Origin of the sequence: Pectobacterium atrosepticum (assembly GCF_000740965.1) — a bacterium.
Classification (GTDB): Bacteria; Pseudomonadota; Gammaproteobacteria; order Enterobacterales; family Enterobacteriaceae; genus Pectobacterium; species Pectobacterium atrosepticum.
Genome location: NZ_CP009125.1, coordinates 2456740 through 2469950, shown reverse-complemented (window position 1 = coordinate 2469950; position 13211 = coordinate 2456740). Strand labels below are relative to the sequence as shown.

Here is a 13211-nt window from a genome sequence, read left to right as displayed (position 1 = left end):
GCCATTTAGAGAATAGATTCAATAGTAAATAGTTTTTCTTTATTGGTTTGTTATTTCCTGTCTATAAAAACGGCGAAGTTATTAACTTCGCCGTTTTTTTATGGCGTGCCGTTGCTGACGCAAAGAATAAAATTAAGTTCGCAATCAGAAACGATAACCTACGCCAAACATAAAGGCCCACGGATCGAGACGAGTATGCACGCTTTGCTGATCGTTACCGGCTTTAAATTTCACATCGGTATCAATATCCATCCACCACACGGACATATTGAGCAACCAGTTTTTATCCAGGTTGTAATCCAACCCCGCCTGCGCCGCAATGCCCCAGGAATTTTTCAGGCTCAGATCGCTCAGCCCAGCATTTGTCCCCGTATCATTAAATTTCTCATCGAAGAACAGGGTGTAGTTCACGCCTACGCCGAGATAGGGGCGTAGCGTATCTTCCTTATCACCAAAGTAATATTGTGCCACTAGAGACGGCGGCAAATGTTTCACTTCAGCGATTGTCCCAGTGCTTCGCAAACCGACATTGTGGTTAAACGGGGTTGCAGCCAGCAATTCGACACCAATGTTATCCGTCACCATGTAACTGAAGGTCAGACCCAACTGGGTATTGTTATTAACCTGAAACGACCCCAGGCTACCTAGCACGTTGTCCGAGCTTTCAGAAGGGCGTACGGTTGCCGATCCCGCACGAACAATGAAATCACCCTCTTGATGAGCCTGTGCCAATGCCGGCATTAATGCCGCCGCCAACAATAAGAAAGATGCCTTTTTCATTACCCACTCCTTATATAGGGTTTAAATTTCGAGCGAAATATACCCCTAAGTAGGTATTCTTGTTTTAAGCCAGATCACATCCTTTAAAGATTTCACCCCCAAATTGAACTGAATCATTTATCACTAACCAATTAAATTTCATGGAATTGATCCAGATCAAAAACAACACAACATCATAAAACACGTAACCGATAACAAGGAGAATCACTATTAGTAGCAATGCCGCATTGATCTGGTGTGAAGGGAAAAGCAGCATTGTGTCGTTGACGGGGTGCCACAGCGCGAATTAACAGGTTACAATCGCGAGTTAAGTTCTTTCTGTCGATTATCTTTTTCAAGGAGCCTGCATGCCTATCACGGCTAACACGTTGTACCGTGACACAATGAATTTTACCCGTAACCAGCTCATCAGCATCTTAATGATGTCGCTGTTGACGGCATTCATTACTGTCATACTGAATCATGCGTTATCGCCTTCTGGAGACGAGTTACAGATTCTGAGCAGTTCCAGCAGCGATCTGTCATCTTCTGTCGAATCTGGCCTAATGGATTTGATTCAGCAAATGACGCCGGAACAACAAACCGTGTTGCTGAAAATGTCGGCGGCAGGCACTTTTGCTGCGTTAGTGGGCAACGTGCTGCTAACGGGCGGGGTTCTGATGCTGATCCAGTTGGTTTCTGACGGACAACGCACCAGTGCCCTGCGAGCCATTGGCGCATCCGCACCGTTTTTACTGCGTCTGCTTTTCTTGATTCTGCTGTGCACCCTGCTCATCCAGCTTGGCATGATGCTTTTGGTCATTCCTGGCGTGTTGTTAGCTATTGCGCTGAGTTTGTCCCCTGTGATTGTCGTCACTGAAAAAAGCGGAATTTTCAGTGCCATTAAAACGAGCACCAAACTGGCCTATAGCAACTTACGTGCAACCGCACCTGCCATCGTGATGTGGCTGCTGGCTAAAATCGCTATTTTGCTGATCGTGTCAAAGTTACCGATTTCCTCACCCACGGTACTGAGCGTGGTTCTGAACGGGTTAAGCAATCTGATCTCCGCTATCCTGCTTATTTATCTGTTCCGCCTTTATATGCTGCTACGTGCTTAATTGCCGTCCTCTGCCTATGCCACTACTTTGGTGGCATAGGCTTCGCCAGATCCCCGTTCGCTATCTACCCAATCGTAATTTTCTGCAAATTATGTGAGATTCCTACTAAGGACTGCTTAGAGACCTGAGCTTTTATTCACTTTAAGAGAGCTCGTGGTCAACTTAATGAATATTAACTCACATTATTTGCATAACAATTCACATGAATGTGTATCCCTATCTGTTAGGTCTAAAGGAACCACTCAATGCCCTGACATAAAGGTGACACAAAAAGCCCACATAGAGCTGGGGACCTTAGCGACTCCTCAGCTAGTCCGTAGGCGCTCTGGACGTTACACTATCCGTCTACGCTTAAAGGGCCACGCCAAGCCATTCATATCAGTATCGACCAGAACCACTAACAGGAGCATCGCTGTAATGCGTCAGAAAGAACTTGCTACCACCGCTAAGGCTTTCTTATTGGATAACCCAGAGGTGAGCAAAGAGGAGCTTAGAGAGCATCTGAAAGCTATGGCTGAATGGCTACTGACTGAAGCGACCGATGATTACTGGAATGGTCTCGATATAGCGTGGCTAGAAGATGCCAAGGTTAATCTGCGTAATATAGCCGCCACTGAGAGACTGAGCGCGGTCCAGCAGACCCACATAGTGGAATCCTTGAAGGTCCTAGAGGCAGGCCAGAAGCGTGTTGATTACGGTGATGCGACTGGTCTACTAGATTTCGTTGCTGACGATAACACTGATAGCGCCAATAACCACACTCAAGGGTCAACTATTGGCGTCCTCTCGTCAAATCTGGAGAATCAGCAAGGTGGTAGCTCGTCAGTTTTCACCTATGACGACCTTGTCAGCATGACATTAGCCGAGAAAATAACCACTCTGGCAACTTCAAGCTATCGAGACCTCCAGTCATCATTTAGTACCGTAAGGGGCTACGCTCCAGTGGACCTTATGGACCGCTCAGCGTGGCTTAAAGCGCGTGATGAATTGTTAGCGAATGGCAAAGCAGCAATCACAGTGAATAAGCTGTTTGTTAAGGTGCGCATGGCTATTGATTACGCTTTGATGAATGGTCATTTACAAGGTCGCAATCCAATCGAGAAGATGAAGCTCACTAAGGACGCTGAAAGTAAACGTAGAGCGATGACCGATGAAGAAATACAGATGGTGCTTAAGGCAGCCGAAAGCGCTCCAGAGGCCCGTAGGTGGGCTGTACTGGTCTCAATCATCACGGGCGCTAGGTCTGCGGAAGTAGCACAGTTGACCAAGGAGAATATCGTAGTGGTCGATGGTATCACCTGTATCGATATCAACGATGATGAAGGTAAGAAGGTGAAGAACAAGCATAGCATCCGGCTTATACCGCTAATTGATGGCGCTTATGGCTTCAACCTTGAGGCGTTCCTTAAGTTCGTCAACACAAGGGAACCTAAGACCGCTATCTTTGGGATGACTGCGGGAACCTATACGGCTTACTTTGGGCGAAGCATAAAAGGCTCCATAGACGCCTTGAAAGACACTAAGAACGTCTGTATGCATAGCCTCAGGCATTCTCTTACAGGGAAGCTTAAAGCGGCTGGTGTGCCTCTTGCAGATGCTCAGGGAGTCTTAGGGCATAGCTCACAGAGCATCACCTATGACCTGTACGGGAAGGGTCACGCGATTGGGCGGTTGAGTGATGCGTTGAGGTTAGCGTTGAGTGGTACTGGTCAATAAAATATAAGGTATCGCTCGGTTAGACCTGAACGATGGCAACCTGATGTTTGACGAGAATGATAACCTCATCATTACGGACCCTGTGAGCTTCAGTGTGCCTCATAAAGGTAAGCGCTCGTTCTTAGAGGGCAATGAGGGATTCTTGACGGACCCTGAGGAGCTTCTTGAAGAGGTCGCAAGGGTCATGCAGATTAACTTGATAGCTAAGTGTGTAGCCCGCCACGTAGCCAAGCAGCCAGAGCACTGGAAGCAGAAACGTAGCCAGAATAACCGCTTTGTGCGCAGGTCTAAAAGACGCTTTAAGGATAAATGCCATCGCGCACAACTGAAGGCACTTGAAGCACGCATCGATCGTTAAGAAACTATCAACCAACCATTGGAGCACTGAACTATGAGCATGACCACTTTCATCGAAAACACCATCAACGTGAACGTAATGACATTCGCAGGCCTGAAGCTGGACGTTATCACGGGTCATCCAGACCATGAGTTGCTTTTCATCGGCAAGCAAGTGTTAGATGCAGCTGGCCTGAAGGATGGTTCAACCGCATTATGGCGCATTAAGGGCCTAACGAGTCTCTCGGATATGCCTCTACAAATTGTCGAGACACTCATCAACTATCCACGGGTTCAGCATAAGAGCAAGCTGATAGATGAACCTACGGTTTACCAGTTATTACTACGTGGTCATGCGCCAGCCGCTGAACCCTTCCGTAAGTGGGTCACTGAGGAGGTCTTACCGACTATCCGCAAGACTGGTAGCTACAACGTTGAGACCTCTGAGACTCCTGAAGGCATCCAGTTTGCTGCTGAGTTCTCCGCTATGCGCCTGATGCTGAATGACCTACGTGATGAGGTGGCAGGCCTAAAGGAAACTATCTTGAAATGGAAGATACCAGCGCCTATGCAGGTTATCGCTAAGAGTCCATACGAGGGCCAAGCTAAGTCTAATGTGTTCCATGCGATGAGCGCTAAGCAGTACAACGAGTGCGCTGAGGGTCTGAATGTGTCTCGATTGGTCTCAGAGTTAGGCGTGACACCGTCACATCTGGAAGCATGCCGCAGATGCTTATAGAGCGAAAATACCTTTACATTCAATAACTTAATACACCAAGGCGCTTCAAGGAATCAAAAGGGTCCATGAGAAGTTACTCTTGAGAGAAAACATCAATAAAAACATGGCGTTATGACCATGAAGTATTAACGACTCACTATTAGGCCCAGTGCTAAGCCTAGAGATAAACCTTAAAGATGGCCCAGAGATATTCTTAAAGCTCCCTCAAGGATTGTTCATCAATAGACAATATTAACAAAGATGACTGACCCTAGAGACCCTCGCTAAGACAGCTTAAGGAGAACCTAATAGCCGACCTCCAGCAATAACGACTCACTATTAGAGAGAGCCCACAGATATACATAAAGAGAGCCTAGAGATTCTTAAAGCCCATCCTAGAGATGCTAATTATAATTAAAATCAATAACTAAATAATCATCTTGAAGATAAGCCTAGAGATATCGAACATGGTCACTCACCTTCCGCAAATCTGCATATGGTCACTCACCTCCACTTGGTCTACGACTCCTCAACTTTGAGGCGTCCTCGTTGAGCTATTTTTCAAATTGAAAACGTTAACTGGTCTCCAGCATTAACGACTCACTATTAGAGCAACACCACGCTTCACCTTTCCACCAATCATCGAGCCCTCACACGGTTCAACCTCAAACCAGTCTTTATGCAATGCCCTTGTGCCGCTGTCAGTTCCCTTTACGTGGGGTCTGGTTGGCTGACCGTGGGTGTGACATAGGGGCATTGCATAAGGAGTACACGTAATTATGGATACATTGATTATCAACCTCGACCAGATGGTCTCCATGACTTCTTTAGAAATTGCAGACCTGACGGGTAAGCGACATGGTAATATTGTGCGTGACATACGGCGTATGCTGGATGACCTGAATACTCTCAATGAGATCGACTCAAATTTGAGTCAACGTACCGGGGTAGAAGAAGAAGTCTATCTGGATGATCAAGGCAGGCAGCAGCCTTACTATAAGCTAGACCGAAAGCACACCTTCATTTTGGTCTCAGGCTACTCAGTCCAACTCAGGGCCAAATGCTTTGACCACATCGATAAGCTTGAGCGAGAAATCCTCCGGCTTGAAGACCAACATAAACGTGTCGCTATTCAGTCAGCCAATCGTCGCGGTGTAACTTGGGGCGACTTCTGTAAGACACATGGCCTCCCCGCCCAGAGACTTATGGATATCTTGAAGCAGGAGCGCCGACTCTTTCGGGTCAGCCCATACAATGGCGAATGGTCCGTTAATCCTCACTACGAGGATTGCTTTCGGGTGATTAAGCGCACAGACAACCGCTTCAGCGCTAAAGGAATCAACATCCGGTTTAACGCTAAGGGTCTGGAGACATTTAGCGCCCCAGAGAAACTCATTAAGTTTCACCAAAAGCTAGTCATCCGTTATGGCTCAGACCTTGATAAGCAGCGACTCCTCCAAGATGAGGCCCGTATGCGCAAGGCTGGAATAATCCAATGACCACTCAACACCATCACAGCGCCCAGATTGACCCTCGGACGCCTGAAGGTCGCCAAGCGCTCAACCTAATGACCATCAAAACATCAGCCCTTGTGAGCAAACTTGGTCTACCGCCAAAGCATGACCGAGCAGATTATTACTCGAAGGGTGCGCTATGCCTCATGGCTGTGAGCGCCGGATTGTCCCCTAAAGACTTCTTCTAGCTTCTAGTTCCAACAATCAATCACCTCTTTTGAACTGACCGATGCGGGGAGACGCCGTAGGCCTCATTGCGCCTATGGTCGACCGATAAGTTCATTCACTCAATTCAAAGGAGAACCAAATTATGTCTATCGCATACCGTAAACTTGATATCACCCTATCTGCTGACAAGGAAACCGTACTGGTATTCGGTCAGGAGCTATCTACCAAATATTTCTGTGAAGTTGTCATTCCGACCATGCTCAATGGCTGCGGTAATGATGCAGGTAAAACCAACTCAATCCTTAATGATGTTCATGCCGCTGGTCTGAATGCTGGTGATTACACCACGTTCTCCCGCTGGTGGTCTGAGAGTAACGCACAGGCTCGTCAAGAAGCTGAACGCAAGCGTATTGAAGCTGAACAGCACCGTGAACGTATGGCTGCTATGCACGCGACACCAGCCGAGATTGCCGCTGAGAGAGCGGAGAAAGCACGCAGAGTTGAAGACGCACAACGTAAGTTCGGGCATAAAGGTGCCGCTTTCGGACTGTGATTTAGCCGCCTGTAAGAGCCTACAGAGCCTCCCTAAGTGGGGCCTGTAGCTCACTCACCCAGCATTCATTTATTACTATTTTGAGGAGGAATTACCTTATGAACACTCGCAGCAACAACCAAATTAAACGTATCGATACGACCCAGCCTAAAGTTAAAACCTTGGATGACCTCAAGACCCATATGGTCGATGCCAAGGGCCAAAAGGTCCCTAATTCCGTATGGGGAACCGATGCGACCCGTACCGAAATTGTCAGCATGCCTGATAGCACTGGAGGTATTCTTAATGTTGGCTATACGGACCGCTCAGGACGCCCACAGCCATTCGGTAATGATGTTCATGATTACATCCAAGCTCTAGAGGCTTCCCTTGAGGCCACCTTTAACGATGGCGATTTTGCTGATGCGATGCAACAACACATCTTCCCATCTGAGTTCCGACCATTCGCAGCCCTGCCTACACCGCTTAACGTGCAGCTTTTGGAGGACCGTACAGTTACCTTCAATCCTAGCGGCAAGCGTGACCGTTCTAACCTGCCTACAGCGAAAGCTATTGCTGGGTCTGCGGTGATGGTCGCCCCTGTCTTGCACGGTGATGACAATACACAAACAGGTATCCTGTGCTCCACCGCTACCCACGTATCAGATTTCGATATGATGGGCGGCTGGACTGATGGTTCACTGCATCAAACCGTTGCAAACATGCAGCTTCAATTCTGCCGTATCATGGCTGGTAATGTCGCTAAGGTCCTTTCTAAGACCCCTGACCTTGTGACCATTGAATGCGATGCATTGAGTTCTAAGCCTAAAGACGCCGCTGAGGACCTTTTAGACTATCTGGCTATCAACCTTCCGGTTCACCTAGGCGCTACACTTGATGCGTATGCGCTGATGGTCCCTGAGAAACTGGAAGCCGTCTTGGAGCGAGCAGCACAACGCGCAGGCCATGAAGACGCGAGTGAGTTATTCGGCTGTACTATCATGGGCTACTTAGGTGAAGACACTGGCGTCTATTTGCTGCCTAAAGGGTTCGCTATGTTGTCCTTCCGGTCCACCAAAGAGGACGATACTGTTAAGGTTATCGTAACCCGAGACCCTAATCGTGCAGGCTATGACGTAGAACTGATTACAGTAATCGACGTTATGGCAACAGGTTCAGTCAAAGTGAAGCAAGGTGAGTTCAACGTAGAGGCGACCGCTGAGTTTCCAGTAGTCCACCGTCTGACATTCAAGAGCGCTTAACGCCTAGCCTTTAGCCCCACATCATCACAACTAATAGACCCTTAGAGATAAACTCTGAGGGTTTAAATTGTACTAGTGAAATAGTTCATGAGTACATCACATTAAGGAGGCCGCTATGTCAAACCTAGTGCTCATCTATCTGGCCCTCCTTCTGGTGTACCACATCGTGAAAGGGGTCTAAGAAATTGTCACAAAAATCTGAGTGGGTATGTAACACTTCTTAGGTGAATAAACTCCCCCGCATGCCCTCCAGAGACACCTAAGGAAACCTTTCGGCTCCAACAAGGCCAACCTATAGGCTCCCGGCTTTAAGGTCCTGAGGCCCGCTAGTGGAAGCTCAGAGTGACACAAGAAGTGACCCAAAGGTGACATAAACGGTTGACACCTCAGAGAGCTTAAACATAGACTGCAAGCCGCACCAAGGGATATCCTAGTGCTTCCTCAGGCTCTATCACTTCTAGTTTCTCACTGTAATTTTCTGCAAATTATTACAATATCTCGGGAATGGTGTTCCACAATAAAGGATAATGGCATGAGCTATCGGATAACTCTCGCGGGTTATGATTACGACACTGTTGAGTGATGGATTGACATAATGAAGCAACTTCTTGATTTTATACCGTTGGTCGTTTTTTTTGCGGCCTATAAACTTTATGACATCTATATCGCATCGGGTGCACTGATTGCGGCAACCGCGCTGTCACTCGTGGTCACCTGGGTGATGTATCGTAAAATAGAGAAAATGACGCTGGTCACCTTTGCGATGGTCGTCATTTTTGGTTCGCTAACGCTGGTGTTCCATAACGACCTGTTCATCAAGTGGAAAGTCACCATCATCTACGGCTTGTTCGCCGTTGCCCTGCTGGTCAGCCAGTTTGTTATGAAACAGACCCTGATTCAGAAGATGTTGGGTAAAGAACTCACTTTGCCACAGCCCGTCTGGGGGAAATTGAATTTCGCCTGGGCCATGTTCTTTCTGGTGTGTGGATTGGTTAACATCTATATTGCTTTCTGGCTACCGCAAAGCGTTTGGGTAAATTTCAAAGTTTTTGGGCTAACTGGTGTGACGCTGCTGTTTACGCTGATTTGTGGCGTCTATATTTATCGCCACTTGCCTAACGACCAAGAGAAATCAGAAGAAGAAAAAAGCGAGCAACCGTAATCGCTAAACCGAGGCATACACAATGAGCACACAAAACGTGTTACCACAGGGTGAACTGGTTCTCCGTACGCTGGCCATGCCAGCCGATACTAATGCGAATGGCGATATTTTTGGCGGCTGGCTGATGTCGCAAATGGACATGGGCGGTGCGATTTTGGCGAAAGAAATCGCCGAGGGGCGTGTCGTTACTGTACGGGTTGATGGAATGTCGTTCTTAAAACCTGTCGCCGTGGGCGATGTCGTTTGCTGCTATGCGCGTTGCTTACGCACTGGTCGCAGCTCCATCAACGTCAATGTTGAGGTTTGGGTAAAGAAAGTGTCGTCTGAGCCGATTGGTCAGCGCTATCGGGCCACCGAAGCGTTATTCACCTACGTAGCAGTCGATGAAGAAGGCCAGCCGCGTGAGCTGCCAGCAGGTAAAAGCAACTTCACACCAAGCGAGTAACCTCTGACACACCTTTTCGCGTAGATGCGACATCATCTATCCTGAATAATTAACGAAAACGGGGCGCCATCTGCCAAAGATGACGTCCCGTTTTTTATCTGCATTGGTGTAAATTATTCGACCGCCGCGCCGCCGTCAATTTTAAAGACGATGGTCACAACCAGATCTTTACCCGGCTTGCTCGCTTCGTAACGCCATTTGCGCATCGCCTGCTTGATGTCACGCTCGAACATATTGCGCGGTTCGGCAGAAAGCACGCGAACGTTATCAACGCGTCCAGACTCATCCACATCAAACTGCATTTTCACTCGCCCTTCAACACGCAGAGAGAACGCACGCGCCGGATACTGTGGCTGTGCGCGGCTCAACGGGCGCGGCCCACTTGACTGCGAACTTGCTGCGGGCGCGGGCGCCTGCTTCACTGGCGCATTATTGACATTGCGCGTCGGCTCTTCGCTGGTAAACGGTGAAGGCGGCTGTTTTTCAACGGTCGGCTCACGTTTAACCGGCTTCGGCTGCTCAACCTTCTTTACGGGCTTAGGTTCCGGTTTAGGTTTGGGCTTTGGCTCGGGTAATGGCATAGGAACCGGCTGCGGCAATGGCTCCGGTTCTGGAATCGGTTCCGGCTCAGGTTCTGGTTGCTTAACTGGCTCAGGTTCGGGCGCAGATTTGGCAGCAGGCGCAGCTTCATAGGCCGCAGGGTTCACCATCACAACGCTGATAGGCTTAGATTCCTGCGGTAATTCGATTGAATTATTAAACGATGCGTACAGCAAACCTGCAATCAGTGAACCATGAAAACCAACTGAAAGTATGAATGGCCATGAGTAACGGCGGGTCAAAAAAAACTTTTTTTGCGGCATAGTCTGTCTTTATCCTCTTATGCCGCCCAAGTTTAAATGCAAATAGCAATCATATTCAATAACAACGCGTGGAATTGTAAAAAAAACAGAAATCGTGGGGGGATTAGTCTGGCAAATCAACCTATTGTCCTCGAACAACATCACGTATGATGATAAAAACACGTTTCTCTTACCCGATAGCGTTTGGCCACTGGGATCCCTACCCGGTATCCCAAACGAGAAAGGGTACCTTCCTAACCAGTGAGGTCGCTATGCTCTATGTCATTTATGCTGAAGATAATGTTGATTCATTAGCAAAACGCCTGTCGGTAAGACCAGACCATCTTGCCCGTTTACAGGCATTACGCGATCAGGGCCGACTGATTACCGCTGGCCCGTTACCTGCTATCGACAGCGAAGATCCCGGTCAGGCTGGTTTTAGCGGTTCCGTGATCATCGCTGAATTCGCATCGCTGGATGAGGCAACAGCATGGGCCAACGCCGACCCCTACATCGCAGCCGGTGTCTATCAACGCGTCAGTGTGAAACCCTTCAAAAAAGTGTTTTAAAGGTTCAATTGATACAGGTCATGGTTACACGCAAAAACCATGGCCTCCTACCCCTCCGTCAAAAGCTGAAATATTTTAGTCATTTAACCGTGATAGTTTGGCCGCTATTCATCTATAGAGGGTCAACAATCATGTTAATGCCTGCGATTTTGCGAAACGGAGTTGCTACTATCCGCCGCCGTCATCGCCTCAGTATTCTCTCTGGATTGTTATTGATCATTGGGTTATTTTCTTTATTGCAATTGGTTTCCGTCGGCGTCATTTCTCAAACAATGACCCAGGTTCAACAGGATATTTCTGCTAACGAGAGTCTGCGCCAGCAACAAGCGTTAATGGATAAAGCGCGGATGGAAGTCATGAATGCCAGCGACAAACTTAACCGCGCAGGCATTTATCTGTTGGTAGACAAAGAAACCGGGTCTGAAGGCAGCTGGCACAGCCTGATGGATGAGGCTGAAGTGTCTCTGAAACAGGCAAAAGAACATTATCAGTTACTGGAAACAACCACGACGGCGGAAGCAGACACAACAGCATTTGTCGATCTGAAAAAGGGCTACAACCAGCTTTATTCCGGGCTTGTCGAGTTAGCCGAAGGAATAAAAACCACCAATCAGATCGATATTTTCTTTGCTGTCCCGGTTCAGGCCTATCAAAGCGATTTTACCCAGAAGTACTCACACTATCTGCAAGATACCGATGCGCTGCAAAAACAGCATGGCCAACAATTTTTATCCTCTCTCGATCAAGCGAAAACAATCTTTATCACGGTGTTGGGGTTATTACTGGCGATCGCCATTGCCGTTTGGTTTGGCGTTAACCGGGTCATTATTCGTCCACTGGCGCACATCATTGCCCATTTAAAACTGATCGCGGCGGGCGATCTTTCTCATTCAGTCAATACAGAGACACGCGGAACACGGGAAGTTGAACAGCTCAATACCAGCGTCATCCTAATGCAGGAAGGTCTGGTGACCTTGGTTAATCAGGTTCGTCAGGGTGTTGATCACATGGTGACACAGGTCGATCGCGTGGCTGAGGATAACCATCGTCTTTCCGAGCAGGCGAATCGCCAGTCCCACGAACTCAAAGTGACTACTGAACACGTCATTCAACTTAGCCAACATCTCGAGCAAAACACTCAGCATACCCAGCAGGCTAATTTGCACGCAGAAGACACCAGCAAAATCGCCACGCAGGGTGAGACAATGATGAATGACGTCAAGGCGGCAATGTCAGATATTGCAGGCAGAACTCGAGAAATGACAGAAGCCATTGGGATGATTGAAAATGTAGCATTCCAGACGCATATCTTGTCATTGAACGCAGCGATTGAAGCGGCGCGAGCTGGCACGATGGGTCGAGGGTTTGCCGTTGTCGCCAGAGAAGTTGGCACCCTGGCTTCGCAAAGCAGTCACTCAGCACAAAGTATTAATGTGCTGATTCGTGATTCAGACAACAGCGTAACCGCAGGAACACGACTGGTGAACAAACTGAATGACAGCCTACAGAATATCATTCAGACGGCGAAAGACACGGGCACGTTCCTGAGCGAGATCTCGGAGATATCACACCAGCAGAACGAAAGTATTCATGAAGTGACTGCGCGACTCAGCACGCTGAACGACACCGTCAGAGAAAATGCAGGACAGGTTGAAGCCTCCGCTCACACCTTCGCCTCACTGCTGGAGCAAACGGAACGCTTAAATACTTCAGTGTCGCTGTTTATCCTGCCCTCGACAGAAGCTGATGTGAACCCGATGATTGATCAGAGAGAGATGACACAGCGCATTCCCATGATGGGATGAACGGATAAGGGAATAAGAGCCGTTTTGTGATAAAAAAATAGCGACCATACTTCGGGTCGCTATTTTCCTCGCTGGTTTACCACTCGTAGGCTACCGCATAGAGTAATGCCCGCCGTTGATGCTTCTGCTGCAAATAACGGGCAGAGCGAATATGGCGGTAAGTACGCGATTGCGCCTCCAACCAGCGGCTTCTTCTACGCTGAACCTGACGTAACATCCGCCAGCGGCCCACTTCATTCCGACTGCGTTTCATTATGCAACT

General features: G+C 48.2%; 14 protein-coding genes. 11 read left to right on the top strand and 3 right to left on the bottom strand.

All coding sequences use genetic code 11. From position 1 onward, the window contains the following. Nucleotides 1–144: 144 nt before the first annotated feature. Nucleotides 145–780: an outer membrane protein OmpW gene (gene ompW, locus GZ59_RS10880; protein ID WP_011093860.1), complete on the bottom strand. Its 636-nt coding sequence runs from the start codon at nt 778–780 to the stop codon at nt 145–147. A 347-nt stretch (nt 781–1127) separates the two neighbouring features. Between ompW and GZ59_RS10870 the strand changes: the two genes are divergently transcribed. From GZ59_RS10870 to yciA, 9 genes are all read left to right on the top strand, one after another. After that, the gene (locus GZ59_RS10870; RefSeq protein ID WP_011093862.1) at nt 1128–1880 is read left to right on the top strand and encodes a YciC family protein; all 753 of its coding nucleotides are present in this window, start codon (nt 1128–1130) and stop codon (nt 1878–1880) included. 417 nt (nt 1881–2297) lie between these two features. Then, on the top strand, nt 2298–3596 hold the full coding sequence (locus tag GZ59_RS10865) for a site-specific integrase (RefSeq protein ID WP_039291743.1): 1299 nt from the start codon (nt 2298–2300) through the stop codon (nt 3594–3596). Between the two features lie 43 nt (nt 3597–3639). Then, the gene (locus GZ59_RS10860; RefSeq protein WP_039291740.1) at nt 3640–3954 is read left to right on the top strand and encodes a hypothetical protein; all 315 of its coding nucleotides are present in this window, start codon (nt 3640–3642) and stop codon (nt 3952–3954) included. Between the two features lie 33 nt (nt 3955–3987). Further along, the gene (locus tag GZ59_RS22440) at nt 3988–4671 is read left to right on the top strand and encodes a BRO-N domain-containing protein (protein WP_051623277.1); all 684 of its coding nucleotides are present in this window, start codon (nt 3988–3990) and stop codon (nt 4669–4671) included. 758 nt (nt 4672–5429) lie between these two features. Then, the gene (locus GZ59_RS10850) at nt 5430–6149 is read left to right on the top strand and encodes a Rha family transcriptional regulator (protein WP_011093866.1); all 720 of its coding nucleotides are present in this window, start codon (nt 5430–5432) and stop codon (nt 6147–6149) included. Between the two features lie 325 nt (nt 6150–6474). Further along, on the top strand, nt 6475–6885 hold the full coding sequence (locus GZ59_RS10840) for a DUF6971 family protein (RefSeq protein ID WP_011093868.1): 411 nt from the start codon (nt 6475–6477) through the stop codon (nt 6883–6885). 98 nt (nt 6886–6983) lie between these two features. Next, nucleotides 6984–8126, top strand: coding sequence for a hypothetical protein (locus GZ59_RS10835; RefSeq protein WP_011093869.1), 1143 nt, complete (start codon nt 6984–6986; stop codon nt 8124–8126). Between the two features lie 595 nt (nt 8127–8721). Beyond that, nucleotides 8722–9288 carry a septation protein A gene (locus GZ59_RS10830; protein ID WP_011093870.1) on the top strand — a complete coding sequence of 189 codons (567 nt, stop codon included), beginning with the start codon at nt 8722–8724 and terminating at the stop codon, nt 9286–9288. 22 nt (nt 9289–9310) lie between these two features. After that, nucleotides 9311–9733: an acyl-CoA thioester hydrolase YciA gene (gene yciA, locus GZ59_RS10825; protein ID WP_039291734.1), complete on the top strand. Its 423-nt coding sequence runs from the start codon at nt 9311–9313 to the stop codon at nt 9731–9733. 113 nt (nt 9734–9846) lie between these two features. On the opposite strand, the gene tonB is transcribed toward yciA, so the two are convergent. Beyond that, nucleotides 9847–10596 (bottom strand): TonB system transport protein TonB, encoded by a 750-nt coding sequence (gene tonB, locus GZ59_RS10820; RefSeq protein ID WP_039291732.1) that lies wholly within the window; start codon nt 10594–10596, stop codon nt 9847–9849. A gap of 251 nt (nt 10597–10847) precedes the next feature. On the opposite strand from tonB, the gene GZ59_RS10815 reads away from it, so the two are divergent. Both GZ59_RS10815 and GZ59_RS10810 read left to right on the top strand, forming a co-directional pair. After that, nucleotides 10848–11144, top strand: a complete 297-nt coding sequence (locus GZ59_RS10815; RefSeq protein WP_011093873.1) for a YciI family protein — start codon at nt 10848–10850, stop codon at nt 11142–11144. Nucleotides 11145–11275: 131 nt separating this feature from the next. Then, complete coding sequence (locus GZ59_RS10810) at nt 11276–12949, top strand: Tar ligand binding domain-containing protein (protein ID WP_039291729.1); 1674 nt, start codon at nt 11276–11278, stop codon at nt 12947–12949. A 76-nt stretch (nt 12950–13025) separates the two neighbouring features. Here the strand turns inward: GZ59_RS10810 and GZ59_RS23515 are convergent, their stop codons facing one another. Then, complete coding sequence (locus GZ59_RS23515; protein WP_005968698.1) at nt 13026–13202, bottom strand: YciY family protein; 177 nt, start codon at nt 13200–13202, stop codon at nt 13026–13028. Nucleotides 13203–13211 lie beyond the last annotated feature (9 nt).

Coding starts and splice junctions, on each gene's coding strand:
- ompW (WP_011093860.1), bottom strand. CDS start 780: ATGAAAAAGGCATCTTTCTTATTGTTGGCGGCGGCATTAATGCCGGCA.
- GZ59_RS10870 (WP_011093862.1), top strand. CDS start 1,128: ATGCCTATCACGGCTAACACGTTGTACCGTGACACAATGAATTTTACC.
- GZ59_RS10865 (WP_039291743.1), top strand. CDS start 2,298: ATGCGTCAGAAAGAACTTGCTACCACCGCTAAGGCTTTCTTATTGGAT.
- GZ59_RS10860 (WP_039291740.1), top strand. CDS start 3,640: ATGTTTGACGAGAATGATAACCTCATCATTACGGACCCTGTGAGCTTC.
- GZ59_RS22440 (WP_051623277.1), top strand. CDS start 3,988: ATGAGCATGACCACTTTCATCGAAAACACCATCAACGTGAACGTAATG.
- GZ59_RS10850 (WP_011093866.1), top strand. CDS start 5,430: ATGGATACATTGATTATCAACCTCGACCAGATGGTCTCCATGACTTCT.
- GZ59_RS10840 (WP_011093868.1), top strand. CDS start 6,475: ATGTCTATCGCATACCGTAAACTTGATATCACCCTATCTGCTGACAAG.
- GZ59_RS10835 (WP_011093869.1), top strand. CDS start 6,984: ATGAACACTCGCAGCAACAACCAAATTAAACGTATCGATACGACCCAG.
- GZ59_RS10830 (WP_011093870.1), top strand. CDS start 8,722: ATGAAGCAACTTCTTGATTTTATACCGTTGGTCGTTTTTTTTGCGGCC.
- yciA (WP_039291734.1), top strand. CDS start 9,311: ATGAGCACACAAAACGTGTTACCACAGGGTGAACTGGTTCTCCGTACG.
- tonB (WP_039291732.1), bottom strand. CDS start 10,596: ATGCCGCAAAAAAAGTTTTTTTTGACCCGCCGTTACTCATGGCCATTC.
- GZ59_RS10815 (WP_011093873.1), top strand. CDS start 10,848: ATGCTCTATGTCATTTATGCTGAAGATAATGTTGATTCATTAGCAAAA.
- GZ59_RS10810 (WP_039291729.1), top strand. CDS start 11,276: ATGTTAATGCCTGCGATTTTGCGAAACGGAGTTGCTACTATCCGCCGC.
- GZ59_RS23515 (WP_005968698.1), bottom strand. CDS start 13,202: ATGAAACGCAGTCGGAATGAAGTGGGCCGCTGGCGGATGTTACGTCAG.